14 protein-coding genes are annotated in these 16,560 nt (G+C 56.1%); 4 read left to right on the top strand and 10 right to left on the bottom strand.

Features of this window, described 5'->3' with window-relative positions; genetic code table 11:
• Positions 1–36: 36 nt before the first annotated feature.
• Entirely contained in the window at positions 37–3,636 is a 3,600-nt protein-coding gene (locus ACQKLP_RS07270; protein ID WP_427321468.1) for a TraB/GumN family protein, read from the top strand.
• 83 nt (positions 3,637–3,719) lie between these two features.
• On the opposite strand, the gene ACQKLP_RS07265 is transcribed toward ACQKLP_RS07270, so the two are convergent.
• The 3 genes from ACQKLP_RS07265 to ACQKLP_RS07255 are packed head-to-tail and all read right to left on the bottom strand — an operon-like array spanning position 3,720 to position 5,884.
• Positions 3,720–4,961, bottom strand: a complete 1,242-nt coding sequence (locus ACQKLP_RS07265; RefSeq protein ID WP_427321466.1) for an RNA polymerase sigma factor — start codon at positions 4,959–4,961, stop codon at positions 3,720–3,722.
• 58 nt (positions 4,962–5,019) lie between these two features.
• On the bottom strand, positions 5,020–5,361 hold the full coding sequence (locus ACQKLP_RS07260; protein ID WP_427321464.1) for a YciI family protein: 342 nt from the start codon (positions 5,359–5,361) through the stop codon (positions 5,020–5,022).
• Positions 5,362–5,404: 43 nt separating this feature from the next.
• Positions 5,405–5,884, bottom strand: a complete 480-nt coding sequence (locus tag ACQKLP_RS07255; RefSeq protein WP_427321462.1) for a carboxymuconolactone decarboxylase family protein — start codon at positions 5,882–5,884, stop codon at positions 5,405–5,407.
• A gap of 280 nt (positions 5,885–6,164) precedes the next feature.
• Here ACQKLP_RS07255 and glmS point away from each other — a divergent pair, with 280 nt between their 5' ends.
• From glmS to ACQKLP_RS07240, 3 genes are read left to right on the top strand one after another with little or no spacing between them, the layout of a single operon-like run.
• On the top strand, positions 6,165–8,003 hold the full coding sequence (glmS, locus tag ACQKLP_RS07250; protein WP_427321461.1) for a glutamine--fructose-6-phosphate transaminase (isomerizing): 1,839 nt from the start codon (positions 6,165–6,167) through the stop codon (positions 8,001–8,003).
• Between the two features lie 7 nt (positions 8,004–8,010).
• Entirely contained in the window at positions 8,011–10,179 is a 2,169-nt protein-coding gene (locus ACQKLP_RS07245) for a DUF4954 family protein (protein WP_427321459.1), read from the top strand.
• Positions 10,167–10,739, top strand: a complete 573-nt coding sequence (locus ACQKLP_RS07240; RefSeq protein WP_427321457.1) for a DNA-3-methyladenine glycosylase I — start codon at positions 10,167–10,169, stop codon at positions 10,737–10,739. Before ACQKLP_RS07245 ends, ACQKLP_RS07240 begins: the two co-directional genes overlap by 13 nt.
• Before the next feature lie 135 nt (positions 10,740–10,874).
• On the opposite strand, the gene ACQKLP_RS07235 is transcribed toward ACQKLP_RS07240, so the two are convergent.
• The 7 genes from ACQKLP_RS07235 to ACQKLP_RS07205 form a co-directional block, all read right to left on the bottom strand.
• A complete protein-coding gene (locus tag ACQKLP_RS07235; RefSeq protein WP_427321455.1) occupies positions 10,875–11,285 on the bottom strand; it encodes a septal ring lytic transglycosylase RlpA family protein in 411 nt (136 codons plus the stop codon).
• Between the two features lie 122 nt (positions 11,286–11,407).
• Positions 11,408–12,451 carry a cytochrome-c peroxidase gene (locus ACQKLP_RS07230; protein ID WP_427321453.1) on the bottom strand — a complete coding sequence of 348 codons (1,044 nt, stop codon included), beginning with the start codon at positions 12,449–12,451 and terminating at the stop codon, positions 11,408–11,410.
• Positions 12,448–13,194 carry an MbnP family protein gene (locus ACQKLP_RS07225; protein ID WP_427321451.1) on the bottom strand — a complete coding sequence of 249 codons (747 nt, stop codon included), beginning with the start codon at positions 13,192–13,194 and terminating at the stop codon, positions 12,448–12,450. The genes ACQKLP_RS07230 and ACQKLP_RS07225 overlap by 4 nt, the downstream gene beginning before the upstream one ends.
• An 88-nt stretch (positions 13,195–13,282) precedes the next feature.
• On the bottom strand, positions 13,283–14,533 hold the full coding sequence (fucP, locus tag ACQKLP_RS07220) for an L-fucose:H+ symporter permease (protein ID WP_427321449.1): 1,251 nt from the start codon (positions 14,531–14,533) through the stop codon (positions 13,283–13,285).
• A 35-nt stretch (positions 14,534–14,568) separates the two neighbouring features.
• Positions 14,569–15,351 carry an SDR family oxidoreductase gene (locus ACQKLP_RS07215; protein WP_427321447.1) on the bottom strand — a complete coding sequence of 261 codons (783 nt, stop codon included), beginning with the start codon at positions 15,349–15,351 and terminating at the stop codon, positions 14,569–14,571.
• A gap of 14 nt (positions 15,352–15,365) precedes the next feature.
• Positions 15,366–16,196: an amidohydrolase family protein gene (locus ACQKLP_RS07210; protein ID WP_427321445.1), complete on the bottom strand. Its 831-nt coding sequence runs from the start codon at positions 16,194–16,196 to the stop codon at positions 15,366–15,368.
• Between the two features lie 30 nt (positions 16,197–16,226).
• On the bottom strand, positions 16,227–16,556 hold the full coding sequence (locus ACQKLP_RS07205; protein ID WP_427321443.1) for an L-rhamnose mutarotase: 330 nt from the start codon (positions 16,554–16,556) through the stop codon (positions 16,227–16,229).
• Positions 16,557–16,560: the final 4 nt, after the last annotated feature.

Raw genomic sequence — 16,560 nt, 5'->3', positions numbered from 1 at the left:
CATTACTGATGATGCACCCTCTTTTTTTCGGTATATTTGGATAACACCATCCCTTTCAACCTTATGATTTTCCGGAAAATACTGGCACTGGGGGCGCTCCTGTTGACCATTACCACCATTTCCGCGGCGCAGCAGCCCCGGTACCAGGGCCTTTTATGGGAGATCACCGGGAACGGGCTCAAAAAGCCATCTTACCTTTTCGGCACCATGCACGTCAGCAGCAAGCTGGCATTCCACCTCAGCGATTCGTTCTACCAATGCATCCGGAATTCGGACATGGTGGCGCTGGAAACCAATCCGGAACAATTGCAGGAAGATTTCTCCAAAAGCCGGATGTTCTTCCTCGGCAGCATGGCTTCCCGCAGGGCGCCGCAGCGCAAAACCCTCCCAGACCAGGCTTTCACCGTTTCATCGTATGCAGACGCGCTGGAGGCGGGGCTCGCCTATCGCCCGGAAATGATCAACCACCTGCTGTACCGCACCTATGCCATGCAGGAAGATTTCGAAGAGAACACCTTCCTCGATATGTACATCTACCAGGTGGGCAGCAAACTCGGCAAAAAAGCGACCGGCGTGGAGAATTTCGATGAATCCGAAAAACTGATGTTCGAAGCTTACCGCGATGCGAGCCTCGACCGGCAGAACAAGCGCGAAAGGCCCGTCCGCTACCGGAGCGGATCGGGAGAAATGCTCAACGATGCCTATCGCCGCGGCGACCTCGATATGCTCGATTCCCTTTCCAACCGGCAATCCGAATCACCCGCGTTCCTGGAAAAATTCCTCTATAAACGCAACGAGAACATGGCCCGCGCCATCGATTCCATCGCCCGGAAAACGAGCCTGTTCGCCGGTGTGGGCGCCGCTCATCTTCCCGGGGACCGCGGCGTCATCAACATGCTCCGGAAGATGGGGTATAAACTTCGCCCCGTACAATTCGCCAACCGCGACAGCAAACAGAAAGACGAGCTCGACAAAATGCGCGCACCCGTTCAGTTCCGTGAATATTTCGCGGACGACCGGAGCTTTTACGTAGAGCTCCCAGGCACCTTGTTCAACTTCAACCGGCTTGGCGCCGTCAACCAATTGCAATACGCAGACCTCGCCAACGGCGCCTATTACCTCGTCAGCCGCATCCGGACGAACGCCGCCACCCTCGGGCAAACAACGGACGACGTCATGAAAAAGATCGACAGTTCGCTGTACGAATTCGTGCCGGGAAAAATCACATCCATCAAGAAAAATACCAACACGCCCGCGCCCGGCTTCGATATCGAAAGCAGGACGCGCCGCGGCGATCTGCAACGCTACCGCATCTTCGTCACGCCGTTCGAAATACTCATTTTCAAGATCAGCGGGAACGGCGATTACGCAGCCGGCCCAGAGGGCGACCGCTTCCTGCGGTCCATCCGCCTGCAATCTTCCATGGATAGCGTGGTGCAGCCGTTTACCTATTCATCGGCTTACGGGGGCTTCAGCGCCAACGTGACCGATCTTCCTTTCCACACCAACACGATGTCTGGCCCGGGCTCCGTGCAGCGGCAGGAATTCGGGATGCTGGACCGGCAGACCGGCAATAATTACCAGGTTTTCAGGATCCCGCTGCACGGTTATACGCGGCTGGAGGAAGATACCGTTGAGCTGTCGTTCGCCGAAGAAACCTACCGCGCCACGGCATCCATCCGGCAGACCGCCGGCCGGAAGGTCATCCGTTGGGAAGGGCGCGATTGCCTGGAGATGCTGTACAAAAACGCGGACAGCAGCAATACCATCGCGCGGTTCTTCGTGCAGGGGCCGCATACCGTGCTGGTTGCCGCCAGGTTCAGGCAAAACCGGAAAGCGGCCGAAGATTTCCTCGCCGCGTTCAAACCCATCCTTTCGAAGTACGGCCCGCCGATGACCAAGCGCGACACCATGCTGCAATTCACCGTTCAATCGCCCGTAAAAGCCATGCAGGACGATATGGCCGAAGCGGTGGAGGAATCGCTGGCCTGGAGCCGCCATTCCGGCGAAGATTCGCGCACCAAAACGCGCTGGTTCGTGGCAGACAGTACCGGTGAGGCGGTGCGCGTGATGGTCCGCAAATACAATCCTTATTTTTCGATAGACAGCAGCGAGTACTGGCAGCGGATCGCCGACGATCTCGGTGGAGACGACCACCTCGTTATCGCCTCGCGCGAGCGCCGCTCTTCCCCCGAAACGGAAAGCATGCTGCTGCGGATGCGCGACACCAATTCTTCGCGGGCCATCCTGCACAAGGTGATCGTCCGCAACCACATGCGCTACCTGCTTTCCGCCCTGATCGATTCAACGGCGGGGCCGTCGGGTTTCGTGAAAAATTTCTTCGACAGTTTTCAGCCCTACGGCGATAAGTCAGATACCGGGACGATCTTTTCGCCCCGCGGGAATCTGCTCGTCCGGGATTTTTACGCGGCAGACAGCGCCACGCGGGCATCCGCGCGGATGTCGGTCTCTTCCGCCAATTTCCGCGATGCCGACGCGCCGGGGCTGATCCGTTTGGTGAAAGGCTGGAGCATGAAGGAAAAGGATTACCTGTCCGTCAAATCCGAACTGCTGGGCAGCCTGGGAATGTTACACCACAAGGATGTGTTGCCGTTTTTGAAGAACGCGTACCTCGCGGCGGAAGACACTTCCGCCCTGCAGCAGGCCGTGGCGCGGGCGCTCCTCATGCAAAAAACCACCGAAGCCAATTCGCTTTTCAAGGAGCTGGTGCTGGCAGACATTCCCATCCTCAACGAGGGCGACCGGGTATACGACTGGTTCTTCCCGCTGTACGACACGCTGCAGCTCAGCGCCGGCCTGTTCCCCGAGCTTTTGCAGCTCACGGCGCTGTCGGTATACAAAAACAGCATTTACCGGACCATGGCGCTGGCGGCAGACAGTAACGCCCTGGCGCCGGCGCTTTACGCCGATCATATCGGCCAGATCGCGTTCGACGCCCGTGCCGCGCTCCAGGCGATGGTCAGCGAATCGCAGGAGCAGGAAGCCGAAAACGACGGCAAGCGCAGTTACGAAGCGCCCGACGACGACATCACGCAATTCGCCACCCTGCTCCTTCCCTTCCGCACGCAAAACCGCAATGCCGCACGCTTCTTCAACAGTCTCGAAAAACTGCGCCAGCCGGGGCAGCAGATCAGTTTGATTACGATGTACCTGCGCCGCGGGATCCCGGTGAAAGACAGTCTCCTCGAGGCCATCGCCGCGCAGGACCTCTACCGCGCGAAATTGCTGGAAGAACTGGAAAACATCGGCCAGGCCGCGCGTTTCCCGGAACGCTACCGGAAGCAGGAATTGCTGGCCCGGAGTGCGCTCATGGCCACCCCGGCATGGGACAGCCGCCTGGATTCGGTGGTGTACGTCGGCAAACAATCCACTACGTTCCGCCTGAAAAAGGGAACGGTGTACTTTTATAAATGCCGGATCAGGAACGTCGACGAATGGTTCCTTGCGGTGAGCGGACTGCAGCCGGAAAAAGAATCCGATGTGTGGAGCGAAATGGATCTGCTGCACGTGAACGACAAGCCCATGGACCCCAAAATACCGGTGGCCGAGCAGCAGGACCGCCTCATGCGGAAGGCGCGGTATAAGGCGCGGGTGCGGGCGCAGTTGGAGGAATAGTTTCAGATTGCCCAAAATAATCCGGGGGAATACGCTTCAGCAATGGACAGCGGATTCCCCCGGATCATTTGATTCCTATTCATTCAACCCAAATGCAGCGAACGTTGCACCCGCAAAATCCCTTCCTTCTCCGCCGCCGTTTTCGCCAGATCGTATGCCTGTTGATAATGCGTGGCCGCTTTCGCGGGATCGGAATGGCGCGTCAACTCGCCCAGCAACATCCAGTAAAAGTGGTTTTCGGTGAGCTGGAGTTTTTCCGCTTCCGCCAGCGCAATAGCCGCCCCATGTGCCTTGTACAGCGCGAAAGTGCGGTTGAGCGCGGCGCTGGGGGAATAGTTGATGATGAGCAGCTCGTTGTACATAGCCAGGATTTCCAGCCATTTCTCCGGCGTATCTTCCTTGCGGCAATGCAGGAAAGCGATGCGGGCTTCGAGGTGATAGGAGCTGAGCGTGCTGCCCGTGGCCGATAGCCCCAGGAAGTGCATCCCCTGCTGGACCAGCTCGCGGTCCCAGAGGCGTTCGTCCTGCTCGTCGTAAAGCACCAGCGTATCGGCGGCCGATGTGCGGGCCTCGAAGCGCGAAGCGTGGAAACACATGAGCGCGATGAGCGCAAAGGTGCGCGGCTGCGCCGTGACAGGGAATTCGGTGAGGAGGAGGCCCAGGCGCATGGCCTCGAGGCAGAGGTCTTTTTGCAGGATGGTGTCTTGCGTGCGGCTGTAATATCCTTCGTTGAACAGGAGGTAGATAATGTGCAGCACATTGTCGAGCCGCGCATCCAGCAAATGTTCCGGCGGCAATTCCATGCGGATGTTTTCCGTGCGGAGTTTTTCCTTCGCGCGGAAGAGCCTTTTGTTGATGGTTTCCTTGTTGGAAAGGAAGGCCGCGGCGATTTCATCGATCCCGAACCCGCAAAGGATCCGCAACGCCAGCCCGATCTGAGATTCGCTCGCGATGGCGGGGTTGCAGATGGCGAAGATCATGCGCAACTGGCTGTCCTGGATGTTTTGGGCCGAAAAGTCGAGGTCGGTTTCGGGCTCCTCCGTTTCCAGTCCGGCTTTTACGGCCGGGAGCACTTTCTCCTGCCAGGTGGTACCGCGGCGGAACATGGCCAGTGTTTTCTGCTTCGCCACCACGTACAGCCAGGCGGCCGGGTTCTCCGGGATACCTTTCTCCGCCCAGTTTTCGGCGGCGGTAAGGAATGTATCGCCCACGATGTCTTCCGCCGTTTCGATATGTTCCAGCCCGAACTGGCGGCTGATCACCGCCACCATTTTGGAGAATTCCTGCTGAAACAGCTGATCGATCGTTGCGCGTTCTTTGCTCATGGATGCAAAATAAACGGTCCGCCCGTATGCCCGGGCGAACCGCGTCAAAAAATTTTCATCAACCCATTACCGGCCTGATCTCAACACTGCCGCCCACTTCGATGGCAGGGCAACCGTGTGCGAGGGTGGTGGCTTCGTCGAGGTCTGCCGCGCGGATCACCGTGAGGCCGCCCAGGCGCTCGCGGATCTCGACGAAAGGCCCGTCGGTCACCACGCCCCCGGGTTTCAGCACCCGGCCCTGGTTGGGGATCAGGCGCGTGGGCGGCGATACCAGTTTGCCCTGCGCGGCAATGCCGCCCAGCCAGTCCTGCCACTTTTTGATCAGCGCCGCCTGCTCTGCTTCGGGGAGTTGCTGGTAATCATATGAAGGTTGACGGAATAATAATGCGAAGTCTTTCATTTGTTTGATTTTAAAGGATGCTTGAAATTAAATATTTAATGGTTCATACCGCCGCTTTCGCGTTGAACATACCGGGAACGTAGTTGCCGCCGGTGATCTGGAAAGCGATGTTGAAACGGTTATAGCTGTTGATGACCATCGCCGCGAAAGTAAGTTCCGTCAGTTCTTCTTCGGAAAAAATCTCGCGGGCTTCTTCGTACACATCATCCGGCACTTCGCGGTCCTGCAGCCGGGTGATGGCTTCCGCCCAGGCGAAAGCGGCGCGCTCGCGGTCGGAATACAGTCCGGTTTCGCGCCAGGCGTCGAGCAAGAGCAGGCGCTGTGCGGATTCGCCCATGGCCAGGAGGTCTTTGGAATGCATGTCGATGCAAAAAGCACAACCGTTGATCTGCGAAACGCGCAGATAAATAAGGTGCAGCAGCGGTTGCTCGACAACGGGGTCCCTGTGCAGGTACGCGCCCATGCTGAATAATGCCTTGGTAACCGGGAAACCTTTTTCGATGGGATTGAATCTGTGAGACATGATATTGATTTTAAATCGGTGAATAATCTGTTCGTATACCCTAATAATGCACGAACTTTCCCGAATTGGACATCCCGGACAACTTTTTAAAATATTTTTTAAGTCCCGACACGATCCGGTGAAAAAACCACTCATACCAATTTGATTTTACATCAATTATTCATATATTATTTAATTAATATTATCGGAAAACTTTTATAAAGCCCGCTGTTAATTGCCTGATTAATCTTACATTGAAGCCGTTTTTGTTTTCACTTAACCTCTTAATCTACTGAAATCAATGTGTGGAATCGTAGCCTACATCGGTCATCGGGAAGCATATCCCGTTGTTCTGAAAGGATTAAAAAGACTGGAATACCGCGGATATGACAGCGCCGGGGTGGCTTTGCTCAATGGCGGCAAACTGAAAGTGTATAAAAAGAAAGGAAAAGTGGCCGAGATGGAAGAATACGCTACGGGGAAAGACGTCAGCAGCCATATCGCCATCGCCCACACGCGCTGGGCCACGCACGGCGAACCGTCTGACCGTAACGCCCATCCGCACCTTTCCGGAGACGGCAAGTTGGCCATGGTGCACAACGGCATCATCGAGAACTACATGCAGCTGAAGCAGGAGCTCCTGAACAAAGGGCACCAGTTCTCCAGCGACACAGACACCGAAGTGCTGGTACATTTCATCGCGGAAATCAAGCAAAGCAATAACTGCTCCACGGAAGAAGCCGTGCGCATCGCGCTGAAACGCGTGGTGGGAGCATATGTGATCGTGATCGTCGACGAAGACAATCCCGGCACGCTCATCGCCGCAAGGAAAGGCAGTCCCCTCGTGATCGGCGTCGGTAAAGGCGAGCACTTCCTCGCGTCAGACGCATCGCCCATCGTGGAATACACCAAAGAAGTGGTGTATGTGAACGATTACGAGATCGCTATCCTCCGGGCAGACGAGCTTATCCTCAAAAATATCTCCAACGAGATCCAGACCCCCTACATCCAGAAGCTCGACATCGAGCTGGCGGCCATCGAAAAAAGCGGGTACGACCATTTCATGCTCAAGGAAATCTTCGAACAGCCGCAAACCATTTTCGACAGTCTCCGCGGCCGTCTCGACGCCAAATCGGGCACCCTCACCCTGGGCGGCCTCCGCGAGCACCTGGACGTGCTCACCGCCGCACGCCGCATCATCCTCGTTGCCTGCGGCACCAGCTGGCACGCAGGGCTCGTGGCCGAATACATCATCGAAGAGCTCTGCCGCATTCCCGTAGAAGTGGAATACGCCTCCGAATTCAGGTACCGCAACCCCGTGGTAGGCCCCGGAGACGTGATCATCGCCGTGAGCCAGTCCGGCGAAACCGCAGACACCCTCGTGGCCATGGAAAGCGCCAAGGAAAAGGGCGCCATCATCCTCGGCGTCTGCAACGTTGTAGGTTCCTCCATCGCCCGGCTCAGCAACGGCGGCGTATATACCCACGCCGGCCCTGAGATCGGCGTCGCCAGCACGAAGGCCTTCACCGCTCAGCTTGCCGTGCTCACCATGATCGCGCTCAAGATCGCGCAGGCGAAAGGCAGCATCTCCGAACAACGGTTCCAGCATCTGCTCGAAGAGCTGAACGACGTGTCCGAAAAAGTGGCCGCCTCCCTCCAGCTCAACGAACAGGTGAAAGCCATCGCGGAGAAATATAAAGACGCACGCGATTTCCTGTACCTCGGCCGTGGCTATAATTTCCCCATCGCCCTGGAAGGCGCGCTCAAGCTCAAGGAAATCAGCTACATCCACGCAGAAGGCTATCCCGCCGCGGAAATGAAACATGGCCCCATTGCGCTGGTAGACGAAAACCTGCCCGTGGTGTTCGTAGCCACGAAAGACAGCTATTATGAAAAGATCGTGTCCAACATCCAGGAGATCAAAGCGCGGAAAGGAAAAGTGATCGCCGTTACCACCGCCGGGGATGCCACCATTCCCTCCATGGCAGACGACGTGATCGTGGTGCCGGAGGCCGACGAACTGGTGGCGCCCATCGTTTCCGTTATCCCTCTCCAGCTCCTCGCCTATCATATCGGCGTCAGCAAAGGGTACGATGTCGACAAGCCGCGCAACCTCGCCAAGTCCGTAACCGTAGAATAATCCGCGTATGAACCAAATCCTGAAAAAACCCCTCAGCCAGCTGGGCTACCAGTTCGTAGAAGGGCCCTATCTGCCGAAAGGCCGCAATGAATATTACCTGCGCGACCAGCAACGCGGCTCCTCCAACGTTTACCGCAAACTGAAAGCCGGCGAGATCGAAACACTCGTCCGCAACGATAATACCTCCGACGACTGGAACCAGATTTTCGTCGACAACGATTTCGATCCCCAGCTCGTCCAGCACTGCCAGTTCTACGGCATCGTCCGCATCGGGAAACTGGAGCCCTACTTCCTGGAGTTCCACAACCTGCGGCTGCCCGTGGGCCTGTATTATAGCACCATCGCGTCTTGCGACATCGGCGACAACGTCGTGATCCATAACGTGAATTCCCTCTCGCATTACATTATCGGTAACGACGTCATCATCACCAACGTCAACGAAATGGGCGTGACCGATCACAGCAAATTCGGGAACGGCATCGTGAAGGAAGGCGAGCCGGAAAGCGTGCGCATCTGGCTGGAACTTTGCAACGAAAACGGCGGGCGGAGCGTTTTGCCGTTCGATGGTATGCTCCCCGGCGACGCCTGGCTCTGGACGCGCAACCGCGCAGACGAAGCCCTGCAAAACCAGTTCAAAGCCTTCACCGAAAAGAAATTCGACAAGCGGCGCGGTTATTATGGCGAAGTGGGCGACCGCTCCGTCATCAAAAACTGCAAGATCATCAAGGATACGAAGATCGGGACGGACGCCTATCTCAAAGGTGCCAACAAGATCAAGAACGTGACCGTCAACAGTAACGCCGCGGCGCCCACGCAGATCGGCGAAGGTTGCGAGATCGTGAACGGCATCATCGGTTATGGCTGCCGCCTTTTCTATGGCGTGAAAGCCGTAAGGTTCGTCATGGCGTCGCACTCGCAACTGAAATACGGCGCGCGCCTCATCAACTCGTACCTGGGCAACAATGCCACCATTTCCTGCTGCGAAGTACTCAATTCCCTCATCTTTCCCGCACACGAGCAGCACCATAACAATTCGTTCCTCTGCGCCGCGCTCATCCTCGGGCAAAGCAACATGGCCGCCGGTGCCACTATCGGCTCCAACCATAATTCCCGCGGAGCGGATGGCGAAATCATCGCCGGGCGCGGGTTTTGGCCGGGATTGTGCGTCAGCCTCAAACATAATTCCATGTTCGCTTCCTTCACGCTCATCGCAAAAGGGAATTATATGAGCGAGCTGAACATCACCATTCCATTCAGCCTGGTGGTGAACGACGAGCACGACGATATGCTGAAGATCATGCCGGGCTACTGGTTCCTCCACAACATGTACGCCCTGGCACGGAACGCGTGGAAATACGTGGACCGCGACCGCCGCACAGACAATTCCCAGCTCATCGAATACGATTACCTGGCGCCCGATTCCGTGGAAGAGATCTTCACCGCGCTGGAACTGTTCGAAACCGCCGTGGGCAAGGCGATCGGGAAAGACCGTAAAGCCGGCCGCGCGTTATTGATGGAATCCCCCGCGAAAATTGCCGGGATGGAAATCCTCGCGGAAGGATGCGAGAATTCGTCGCGCAAAACGCAATTGCTGAAGGTAGACAAGGCATACCCGCTGTTCCGCAAACTCGTGACGCTGTACGCGATGCGCAATCTCGTGAAAGAATACGCGCGGTTCAGGGATTTCGGAGAACTGCAATCTTTCCTGAAACAATGCCGCCGCTCGGCGTGGAACAACGTGGGCGGACAACTGATCCCCGAAGACCGGGTGAACGATATCAAGCAGCGCATCCGTAAAAACAAAATCGCCAGCTGGGACGCATTGCACGATGCTTACCGCGAAACCGGCGACAAGTACGAGGAAGACAAGCTCCGCCACGCACTCGGCTGTTTGCTGGATTTACATGGCCTGAAAGCTTCCACCCTCACGCCCGACGCGCTGCGCAGCTTCCTCACGGAATCCGCGGAAACACTGGCCACCATTACCGACAATATTTTCAAATCGCGCGAAAAGGATTACCTTAACCCCTTCCGCCAGATGACCTACGATAGTCCGGAAGAAATGGAGAAAGTGGTCGGCAAGCTGGAAGACAACAGTTTCATCCAGCAAACGGCGGAAGAATTGAAAGGTTATAAGAAACAGATAAAAGACGTAGTGAAGCAATGGCAACTGTAAAAGTAAAACAACGCTGCGGATGGGCAGGAACGGACGCGCTGTACAACGCGTACCACGATGAAGAATGGGGCGTTCCCAGCCACGACGATCATCACCTTTTCGAAATGCTGAACCTGGAAGGCGCGCAGGCCGGCCTGAGCTGGTACACTGTGCTCACCAAGCGCGAGAACTACCGCAAAGCGTTCGATAACTGGGACGCGGAAAAGATCGCGAAGTATTCCGAAAAGAAAGTGGAATCGCTCATGCAGAACCCCGGCATCATCCGCAACCAGCTGAAGATCAGGGGCACCATCGCCAATGCGAAAGCATTCCTCGCCGTTCAGCAGGAATTCGGCAGCTTCGACAAATACATCTGGCAGTTCGTGGGCGGCAAAACCATCCACAACAAGTTCGCCAGCATGAAAGACGTGCCCGCCAAAACACCCATCTCGGATGCCATGAGCAAAGACCTCAAGAAACGGGGCTTCAAGTTCATCGGCAGCACCATCTGCTACGCCTACATGCAGGCCTGCGGTATGGTCGACGATCATGTGAAAGGATGTTTCAAATTCCATCCCTGAAATAACGCATTCCTGAAAACGAAAATACCGGCACTAAGGCCGGTATTTTTTTTGCGAACGTGCGAAGTTTTGTTTTGCGGGTTACAACAGACGACGGTCCTGTTACACGTTCACGGGTTTTCCAACACAAGGCTTTTATGATGGGTTCATGGCCATGTCGAGGATGGGAAGACTGTTCACGAATTCTTTCGTCACTACTTCCACCTTCACTTTGGTCAATCCCCAGTGGATGAATCCCAGTTTTTTGGCTGCGGCCTGCGTGAGGTCCACGATTCGGCGGTTGGCCGCGTGCAGCCGGTCGGTAACGCGCACCACTACCCAACGGTTGTTCCGCAGGTTCGTCACCTTGATGAGGGTCCCCAGCGGAAGGGAATTGTGGGCCGCCGTCATTCCATTGTTATCAAAAATCTCTCCACTGGCCGTTTTCCGCCCGTGAAACTTCTGGGCGTAATAGCTGGCCGTTCCTACACCTGTTTTCACCTGCGCCGCAGCGGGAACGATCCCCGCCATTACCGGCAGCAACATCAACAGTGCATACTTCAACACTTTTTTTAATACATTTTTTTGCATGACGTGGGGAATTGGCAAAAATGCTGCCAAAAACCGTTAAAAGACCCAATAAGGTATGTTAAAACCGGGGCTAAAACTCCTTACTTTTTGCTAACCAATCAATTATCAATTAAGATTTCACTTAACGAATTGTTATGGATAAAGGTGTAATCTGTCAGGGTAGTGAGGAAGAAGTACAGCTGCCGCTGCTCTTCCTGGCTTAAAGGTATGCCATTTTTCACAATCGGGTCGATGGTAGGCGTTTGTTCGATCCCGGAACTGTAATGCCCGAAAACGTCGAACATGTCGTAAAAACGGCCGTCGTGCATGTACGGCGGACTTTTAATGATATTCCTGAGCGATGGCACCCTGAATTTGAGGTAATCGCCCGTGCTGTTGGTGATGCGCATCCGGCCGGCATCGTTGAGGAACGCATTGTAAGGCAAGCCGTTATTGCGGAAAGAACCGTCGGCAAACAGCGGTTCCTTGTGGCAGGACGCACATTTCGCCTGGAAAATGGCGTAGCCAGCCTGCTCGTCGGGCGAGAATTGCGCTTTGTGGGTAAGCACGCTGTCGTATTTCGAGTTGAAGGAATTCATGGTGGCCATGAACTGCGACAAGGCGCGGAACAGCTTCTGGCTGTTGATCTCCCCCGGCCCGAAAGCCCCGTCGAACATCGAACGGTATTTTTTATCCGCGTTCAGCCGGGCGATGAGGCGGCCCAGGTCCTCCCCCATTTCGTTGGCGTCGGTGATGGGCGTGAGCGGCTGGATGTCGAGATGATTGACGCCCCCGTCCCACATGAAATCCTTTTGCCAGAGCAGGTTGAAAAGCGATGGAACGGACCGGAAACCGTTGCGGTTGTCGATACCATGACTGAGCGCATGGTCGAAATGCGCGAACGCTGCGAACTGCTGATGACAGAACCCGCAGGAGATGGTGCTATCGCGCGACAGCCGCGGATCGTAAAACAGGCGCCGCCCCAGCGCGATCCCTTCCACCGTGGGCGGATTCTGGGTAAGGTCGTACACCGGCTGCGGGAAATGCGCCGGCAACAAGACCGTGTATGGCGTAGGCCCGGCGGGCGGCTTATTGTCGCCCGATTTACGGCAGGCCCAGATGAGCGCCATCACGAAACAGGTATACACGACGTATCTTTTCACAGGTCGGTGACGTTGGTAATGCGGAACATGTTTTTATAATTGACCGAAATCTTCCAGGCGGCTTCGCCGGGCGAGTGGATAGCGGCCGTTGTAGCGAACGATACGATATTCGGCGGGCCGAACCACGCGTTGAGGTCGGTCGTGAAAGTGACGGCCGGTTCGCGGTCGGGCCCCACGTTAATGGAGATCGGGGTCTGGATGCGGATATCCTGCACGGCGTTGTATTGTCCTTTGAAGCCTCCGACATGGAACGTGAGCTTTTTATCGGGCGCGGCGGAAACCGGCGACGCGCCTTCCATTTTCGCCATGATGTACCCGCTGTTCCAGCTCCAGAACATGCCCAGTACGGGATCGAGCGCGTCTGTCTGCGCGCCGCTGACATTCCGGGTGCTGTCTACCCCCAATTTGAACCCGATGGCGCGGTATTCTCCCTGCGGGGCGAGGAGGAGGATGGATTTCGACTCCGGCTTGCTTTCGTCGACCAGGTGGTAGGTAGCGGGCAGGCGGAGGAGGGAATTATCCATCTTCACGAGATAAATATTGCTGATGTAGTATTTGAAAGCGGTGACGGTGTAGCTTTCGGCGGAGGGGTTTTTATAGGTGGCGGTGCCGAGGGCCAGCCGGGATGTGCCTACTTTATGCTCGAAATTCAGCTTGAAATTCCCCTCTTTCTTCGGGATGAGGTCCTTCTTGCAGGCCATGCAACAGATCAGCAACGTGAAAATGAGATAGCAAGGCTTCATGGGGAAAGAGGTGTTTCCCTAAGTTACACAAAAAAACGCTGCAAATCCGGTTGGATTTGCAGCGTTTTCGATATTGAAGCACAAAGGATTAGCGGACTTTATATCCTTTCCATCCGTAAAAAAGCACCACCACGAAGCAAATGAGCGGTACGATGAACGCGATGGCGGTGGAGGCACTGTCTGCGATGCTGCCCATCACATAAGGCATTACCGCGCCACCTACGATAGACATGATGATGAACGAGGAACCCTCTTTCGTGCGCGCTCCCAGGTCTTTCACGCCCAGCGCGAAAATGGTGGGGAACATGATCGACATGAAGAAGAAGATCGCGATCAGCGCCACTACGGAAGCAATCCCCAGGCCGGCCATCACCACTGCGCACAATGCGATATTGATCACCGCATATGCGGCCAGCAGCGTATTGGGCGCTACTTTGCGCATGATAGCCGTGCCAGCGAAACGCCCTACCGTAAAGAGGCCCAGTGCGAGGCTCAGCAATTGGGAGCCCAGTTTGTCGGTAGCCCCTTCGCCCCAGTATTCCGTTACGTAGTTGATGAACAGGGCGCCGATGCCCACCTGTGCCGCCACGTAAAAGAACTGCGCCACAACGGCCAGGATGAAATGCTGCTGCTGTCCCAGTTTCTTTCCGCCGCCTGCTGCCGCCTCGCTGGCGGATGCTTCGCGGATTTCGGGGAGCCGGGTACGGTAGAACATGAACGCGATCAGCAGTACAACGGCGGCCATCACGATATACACGAGCTGCACCGATCCGAGATCGCCGCCGGCTTCCGATTCGCTGCCATGGAAGAAGAGCTGTGCGCCGATGATCGGCCCGAGGAAAGATCCCAGTCCATTAAAACACTGGCTCAGATTTAGCCGCTGTTCTGAAGTGGAAGGCTCTCCCAACACGGTCACATACGGGTTGGCGGCCGTTTCCAGGAACGTGAGGCCGGATGCGAGCACGAACAGTGCCAGCAAAAAGAAATCGAAGTTGGCGAAATGTGCAGACGGGTAGAACAGCGCCGCGCCGGCCGCATAAAGCAGCAGCCCGAAGATGATGCCGAACTTGTACCCGAACTTCTTCATCAGCATGCCCGCGGGGAGCGCCATGAGGAAGTAGGCGCCGAAATAGGCGGCCTGCAGCAGGGTGGAACGGGCTTTATCGATCTGCAGCGCGTTCTGGAAGTGCTTGTTCAGCACGTCGAGCAGGCCGTAGGCCAGGCCCCACATGAAAAACAGGCTCGTAACGAGGATAAAGGGAAAGAGATACTTCCTGCCGTTGCCCGATTCGGCCCCGGTGGAAGTAAATTGCGTGGTGGTTGCGGCGCCTCCTGCCATAATTTGTCAGTTTAATTGGTGATATAACGGTGGAATTAAGAGATCGATCTGTCGAGATGCGTATACCCTCCGTCTACGTAAATGATCTGCCCGGTGGTGTGCGAAGAGCGGTCGCTCAGCAGGAAAACCGACATATTGGCGATTTCCTCCGAAGTGGTCATTCTCTTTTCCAGGGGGATGTTGGCCACGATGGAAGCCAGTTTGGCTTTCGGATCGGGCAGGGAATTGATCCAGGTTTCGTAGAGCGGCGTCCAGACTTCGGCCGGGTTTACGGTATTTACGCGTACGGAATATTGCAGCAGTTCCACGGCCCATTCGCGCGTCAGCGCATTGATCGCGCCTTTGGACGCGGCGTAGCCGGATGTGTTGCCCTGCCCCGTTTCCGCCACTTTCGAACCGATGTTGAGGATCGAGCCTTTGGCGGCTTTGAGGTACGGCAGTGCGAAGTGCGCGAGGTTGTAATAATGGGAAAGGTTATTCTGAAGGGAAGCCATGAAACGCTCGGGGCTTCCGCTTTCCAGCCCTACGCCGTCATTGGCGCCGGCATTGTTCACGAGCCCGTCTATCCGGCCGAATTCCTTCACGGTAGTGTCGATCACGTGCCTGCAATCCGCTACTTTCCCCAGCTCCGCACGGATGCCGAAAGCTTTGCCGCCGGCTTTGCGGATGGCGTCTACGGCTTTATCGTTGTCCGCTTCGCTCCTGCCGGCGATGACGGCGATGCCGCCTTCCTGCGCGATCAGTTCTGCGATGGCCGCTCCGATGCCTTTGGCGCCGCCTGTTACGATCACTACTTTATCCTGTAACCCGAGATTCATTTTGTGGTATTGATTTAAGAGATGTTATAAAATGCCGCGGCGTTGTTGCCCATGATGCGCTGCTGTTCGCTGGCAGAAAGTGCCGAAATGAAATGATCGACGATGCTTTTCTGCCGGGCGTAATCAGCCGCCAGCAGGCAAACCGGCCAGTCGGAGCCATACATGAGGCGCTCCGGCCCGAAGGCTTCCAGCACCGTATCGAGGTACGGCCGGAAGTCGGCTTCCTTCCAGTTTTGCATATCGGCTTCGGTCACCATGCCGCTGAGCTTGCAATGCACCTGCGGCGAGCGCGCGATGCGGCGGATGTGCTTGGTCCAGTCGCCGATTTCTTTCTTTTTGATGTAGGGCTTGGCGAGATGGTCGATCACCATCGGCTGCTCCGGGTGCCGCTCCACGAACTGCTCCACGGCGGGCAGCTGGTGGGGGAACACGAGCACGTCGTACGTAAAACCATGCTTTTTCAGTGCGGCGATCCCGCGATTGAAATCTTCGCGGAGCAAAAATTTATCGTCCGGCTCGCCCTGAACGATATGACGGAAACCCTTTACCAGCGGTTCTCCCGCCCAAAACGCCAGTCTTTCGGCTACATCGGGCGAGCGCAGGTCTACCCATCCTACCACCGCCTTCACGATATCGCTGCCTTTGGCGCAATCCACGAGGAACTGCGTTTCTGCTTCAGACTGGTCTGCCTGAACGGCCACGCAGGCATCTACGCCCGCGGCTTTGAGAAGGGGTGCCAGGTCGGCGGGGAGGAAATCGCGGCGGATGACGTTCATCTCTTCCGAGATCCAGGCGTCGCGCACGGGATCGAACTGCCAGAAGTGCTGGTGTGCATCAATTGTCATAACGTTGTAGTTGGCGTGGTCGTATCAGTTCTACAATGAAAAAACCTTGTCCATCATCACCCATTTCTCGCCAGGTTTGGCAACGGGGATGGCCTGCTGGTAATTCCACATGAGCGTTTCCCATTCCTGCACTTTCGGGTTGGCCGCGTCCATGGCGGCTTTCCTTTCAAACGAGAAATCCGGTCCTACTTCCATGATCATGAACATACGGTTGCCCGCACGGTAGATCTCGCAGGCCGTAACGCCGGCGCCGCGGATGCTGTCCAGGATTTCCGGCCAAACGGCGCGGTGGTACGCTTCGTATTCTGCGATAAGCGCCGGATCGTTTTTCAGGTCCAGCGCCAGGCAATATCTTTTCATATCG

The sequence above is a fragment of the Chitinophaga sp. NPDC101104 genome, assembly GCF_050277495.1.
Classification (GTDB): domain Bacteria; phylum Bacteroidota; class Bacteroidia; order Chitinophagales; family Chitinophagaceae; genus Chitinophaga.
Note: the sequence above shows the minus strand (reverse complement) of the source record. Positions and strands in the feature narration are given on the sequence as shown.